The following is a 4,855-nucleotide window of genomic DNA, read 5'->3' on the forward strand; positions in this document are numbered from 1 at the left end:
AAGCGACCAGCGCAGCCTGTGGAACTTGCCGCGCCCTACGTCATGCTTGCCGAAGACACCGCAAGCTACATCTCTGGAACGACCATCGCGGTTACGGGCGGAAAGCCGATGATGTGACGCAGTCGGGGACGTTGTGAATATGGTGACGTGCGGCATGCCTCATTTCAGAGCCGCGAGATCGGAAAATTGGTCCGTGAAGTTCGGCCAGTTCCGTGAGCCTATGTGAAGTCCTTCGTGATGAGCCAGAATAACACCACCGATGCCGAGGGCACCTGCAAAAAAAACTAAGTCCTTCGTCCAGGTGAAGACCACGGAGATCGACGAAGCAACGATGGCGTGTAGGGGTCCGTGCACCTCTAAGCCGCCTCAGCGCGCACCCAGAAGATCAATCTCTTTCGCGGTCGCCTGGCCAAGCTCGGCAGGTGGCGCGCGAGCCTTCGGAGTCATCTTGCTCAAGGCGACAAATGTGCTTAGCTTTCCGAGGCACAAGCGGGCCACGTCGCGCCGCGGCAAAGAATTCGATCCTGTGTTCAAGTGCGGTACCGTGAGCATACAGATATGGCACCGAAGCTATGCCTTCAAAAATAGACCGTTCAAGATTGGCCAGCGCGTCCGTAGCGCAGTCGACGCGATAGAAGTCGCAATATGTCGTCATGATCGTTGCGGTCGCGGAGAATGTGTCCCCTATCCACGCTATGGAGAGTCGCTCGAAGCCATCGTCGCACAAATCCGCCAGCTGCCGGTTGGCGTTACGCGTGCCGATCTGACAAATCTGTTGCGAAGTGGCCCTGCGCGGAACGCCTTGGATTGCGCGTTGTGGGACCTCGAAGCGAAACACGTCGGCAGACGTGTCTGGGAATTGGCAGAGCTGAATTCTCCGGGTCCCGTCGAGACGATGGTTTCGATTTCGAATGGAACGGCAGCGGAGATGGCAGAGGAAGCAGATCGTCATTCACGCACGCATCGTCAGTTGAAGTTATTTCTGACCAATCCTGATGTCCTGTTCATGGTGAGCGCCATTCGCGAAGCTGCTCCAAACTGCGATCTTATTATCGACGCCGCTGAAAGCTGGGATATCGAGACCTACATTACACTCGCACCAAAACTGGCGCGAATGAATGTTATCTTGATCGAACAACCGCTACCTGCTGGAAAGGATAGCGCCCTCGCCGGAATAGGTCATCCAGTCCCGATTTGCGCTGATGAAAGCTGTCGGGGTATTTTCGCTGTATCCCGCCTGAAAGAGCGATACGACTTCATCAATATAAAGCTGGATAATGTTGGTGGCCTCACCGCAGCCCTTGCTTTGCGCGAGGCGGCGCGGAAAGAAGGCCTCGGCATCATGATCGGGAGCACGATCGGATCTTCTTTGGCTATAGCGCCCGCCGTGTTGCTGGCTCAGGATGCAGAGTTCATAGATCTTGATGGCCCGCTCTTGCTTGAGGAAGAGCACGAGGCGGCACTGCTCTACGAGGGCGGTTCTGTCCATCCGGCTCGTGTCACGTTGTGGGGCTAGTCCACCTCTAGCAGGTGAGTAATATTTGGCGAAGCGTCACGTCGCTCATCCTTGTGTCGATCCACCCGGAAGATCCACGAAACAGTTCAACACCCTCGTCCCGAAGCCCTGAATTTAGTCAAGCATCTGTCAGGAGTCGGAGCATTAGTGCTTTGATCTCAGGACGGCAGGATCCGCAATTCGCGCCCGCGCCCAGTGCTTCTCCAACTTCGTCGACAGTCAGCAGTTTTTGGGTGGTGATGGCTGCAATCAGCCTATTAATGCCAATGCCGGTACAGGCGCAGATAGTTGCTCCTTCGTCCTGTCTGTCTGCAGCGGGGCGGCCCGCCAGCAGTGTGGCATCGATATCTTTCAGCAGAGAGTCTGCCAGATGGCTGCGCGAGACCGCGACTGGATCTGCCGAAACAAACAGCGCCGCAATCAGACGATCTTCCTCGACAAACGCAAGTCTGATCGTTCCGCGCTTATCGTCGCGCACGATTATTGGCTTCCTGTCAATTCCGAACAGGCGCTGCCCCGCTTCAGTCCAGTCCAAGGGCACACTCAAACCCGCAAGTTCGGCCTGATAGCCGCCCGCCAATCTGGCAGCTACCCAATACTCGCAATTCGGGTCAATCGAATGACGAGAGACAGCATACCCATACCACTTGGCCTCAAAGGCCGTGATCGAAACATTGGTTGACTTGAGTGCAGGCTGACCTGACAGATGATCGACCATGGCTGGAGTCAGCCCATTTACTCGGCCGGATGATGCAGTTTGATCACTCCAGTGGATCGGGGCAAAGGGCTGTCCTGGCGCGACGCAATCGGTGGTCAGGATACGCAGAACAACTTCGCCGCGCGGCGTGCTTACGCGGGCGAGGCTTGCCGGGGAGAGGCCAAGGGATTCTGCGTCGCTGGGGTGAATTTCGAGACAGGGTTCGGCTGAGTGGCGCGATAGACGCGGCGAGGCGCCGGTGCGCGTCATGCTATGCCAATGATCCCGCACGCGCCCGGTGTTCAGCTGGAAGGCAACGTCGGTTGTCGCGGGCTGTGGTAAGCGTGGAACGACGGGAACCATGCGGCCCCGACCCGTCGGCGTGTGATAGGTGCCTTCCCCGAAAAAGCGCTTGCCTTGCCGCGTGCCTGCGCGTGGCCAGATGAATGGCGTCATCGAGTCGTAATCCGAGCGGTTGATCGTCGCGCAATCGGAAATGTCGAAATCGCTGCCCAGTTGTCCGGCCACGCCCGAAAGCGCGGCATATTCGCCAAAGATTTCCGAGGGATGCGACCAGGAGAAGGCGTCATGCCAACCCATCCTTTGGGCGACCTCGGAGAGGATACGCCAGTCGTGGCGGGCCTGTCCGACCGGGACAAGTGTCGGGCGCTGACGGCTGATCCGCCGTTCAGAGTTCGTGACCGTGCCGTCCTTTTCCCCCCATCCCGTCGCGGGCAACAGCACGTCCGCCAAGCGTGTCGTGTCGGTCCGCGCCATGATATCCGACACCACGACAAAGTCACAGCCGGCAATTGCGCGGGCGACGCGGTCGGCGTCGGGCATCGACATGGCGGGATTGGTACAAATGATCCAAAGCGCCTTGATTTGACCGTCCTCGACGGCGCGAAACATGTCGACAGCCTTCAGACCTGGCGCATGAGGCATCCTTGGCGAATTCCAGAACTGCTGGACAGCCTGCCGGTGAACCGGATCGTCGATGTCCAGATGGCAGGCCAGCATGTTGGCAAGACCTCCAACCTCTCGGCCACCCATGGCATTGGGTTGCCCGGTGACGGAGAAAGGCCCCATGCCGGGCCGCCCGATGCGGCCGGTCGCCATGTGGCAGTTGAGGATGGTGTTGACTTTGTCGGTGCCGCTGTCGGACTGGTTGATACCTTGAGAATAGACTGTCACGACCTTGTCGCTTGCACACCACAGGTCGATAAAGCGATCAAGCTCATCCGCAGACAAACCTGTCATCGCCGCATCGGTTTGCCGGGCGGTTGTCAGCGCCTCTTCCATCCCGTCCACAGATGCGTTTGCGGTCAGACCCCGGCGTTCTGCTTCGGCCAGCAGCAGGTTGAAAATAGCCGCATCCGCTCCGGGCCGGACGCGCAGGTGCAGGTCGGCGATCTCGCAAGTGGCGGTGCGGCGCGGGTCGATCACGATGACCTTGGTGCCCTGAACCTCCCGTGCGCGGGCAAGGCGCTGGAACAGGACAGGGTGGCACCACGCCAGATTCGAGCCGACAAGGACGACGCAGTCGGCCTCTTCGAGATCCTCGTAACGGCCCGGCACCGTGTCGCTGCCGAAGGCGCGCCGGTGCCCTGCCACCGAAGAGGCCATACACAGCCGGGAGTTTGTGTCGATGTTGGCACTGCCGATGAAGCCCTTCATCAGCTTGTTGGCGACGTAGTAATCCTCGGTCAGCAGCTGGCCCGAGACGTAGAAGGCGACCGCATCCGGGCCGTGTTTCTCGATTGCCTCGCTGAAGCGGCGGGCGACCAGGTCCAGCGCCTCGTTCCATTCCACCTGACGCCCGCTGACCCGGGGGGACAGCAGGCGGCCAGCAGGACCGACTGTTTCCCCAAGAGCCATGCCCTTGACGCAAAGGCGCCCGAAGTTTGCCGGGTGGTCCGGATCTCCCTTGATCGCCAATCCGCCATCAGCCGTGGGAGTGGCCAGCACGCCGCAGCCCACTCCGCAATAGGGACAGGTTGTCCGGACCGGGCGGCAAGAGACGTGCGTGTTCATGTCGGCTCCTCTCAGGCGGCCCGGCTGCGGGCGATAAGGTCGGTGGTGATCAGGATGCGTCCGGCCTCGACCCGGACGGGCCATGTGCGGACCGCGCCGTCATCGGCGCCCTGCGCCACCCCGGTCGTCATGTCGAAGACCCAGTTATGCAGCGGGCAGGTGACGGATGTGCCGTGGACGATGCCCTCAGACAGCGGGCCGCCCTTGTGCGGGCAACGATCGTCCAGCGCGAAGACGCGATCATCGGCGGTGCGGAACAGCGCGACGCAGCCTTCGGGTGTCTTGATGATGCGGGCGCCCTGCTGCGGAATATCCTCAAGCGCGGCGATATCGACGAACAGGCTCATTCGGCGGCCTCCAGGGTCAGGTCGGCCAAGGGCGACCATTTCGGGGTTTCGGATGGGGTGGAATGATCGGCCCATGGATCGCGGCGATAGACCGACTGGCTGATCTCGAACCGTTCGACCAGCGCCTTGCGGTGATCCAGATCGTCCACAACCTGGGCGATGACCCAATCAAGCCCGACCTTGGCGACCCATTTATGGGCCCGGTCCAGGTATTTCGCATGTTCGCGATACAGCTGGACGAACGCCGCGACGATCTGCACC

The 4,855-nt window shown here is 60.3% G+C and carries 3 protein-coding genes and 2 pseudogenes; 2 read left to right on the top strand and 3 right to left on the bottom strand.

Features of this window, described 5'->3' with window-relative positions; translation table 11 throughout:
- Both J7359_RS20125 and J7359_RS19695 read left to right on the top strand, forming a co-directional pair.
- Nucleotides 1–117, top strand: a pseudogene (locus J7359_RS20125) (NAD(P)-dependent oxidoreductase); the annotation flags it as partial.
- A 331-nt stretch (nt 118–448) separates the two neighbouring features.
- Nucleotides 449–1,516 carry a dipeptide epimerase gene (locus tag J7359_RS19695; protein WP_209059903.1) on the top strand — a complete coding sequence of 356 codons (1,068 nt, stop codon included), beginning with the start codon at nt 449–451 and terminating at the stop codon, nt 1,514–1,516.
- A gap of 118 nt (nt 1,517–1,634) precedes the next feature.
- Here J7359_RS19695 and J7359_RS19700 read toward each other — a convergent pair whose 3' ends face one another.
- The 3 genes and pseudogenes from J7359_RS19700 to J7359_RS19710 form a co-directional block, all read right to left on the bottom strand.
- A complete protein-coding gene (locus tag J7359_RS19700; protein WP_209059911.1) occupies nt 1,635–4,247 on the bottom strand; it encodes a nitrate reductase in 2,613 nt (870 codons plus the stop codon).
- Nucleotides 4,248–4,258: 11 nt separating this feature from the next.
- Nucleotides 4,259–4,594 (bottom strand): nitrite reductase small subunit NirD, encoded by a 336-nt coding sequence (gene nirD / locus J7359_RS19705; RefSeq protein WP_209059913.1) that lies wholly within the window; start codon nt 4,592–4,594, stop codon nt 4,259–4,261.
- Nucleotides 4,591–4,855 (bottom strand): annotated as a pseudogene (locus J7359_RS19710) (nitrite reductase large subunit); the annotation flags it as partial. The pseudogene J7359_RS19710 and the gene nirD, both read right to left, overlap by 4 nt.

Source organism: Paracoccus sp. R12_2, from assembly GCF_017744015.1.
Taxonomy (GTDB): Bacteria; Pseudomonadota; Alphaproteobacteria; order Rhodobacterales; family Rhodobacteraceae; genus Paracoccus.

Coding starts and splice junctions, on each gene's coding strand:
- J7359_RS19700 (WP_209059911.1), bottom strand. CDS start 4,247: ATGAACACGCACGTCTCTTGCCGCCCGGTCCGGACAACCTGTCCCTAT.
- nirD (WP_209059913.1), bottom strand. CDS start 4,594: ATGAGCCTGTTCGTCGATATCGCCGCGCTTGAGGATATTCCGCAGCAG.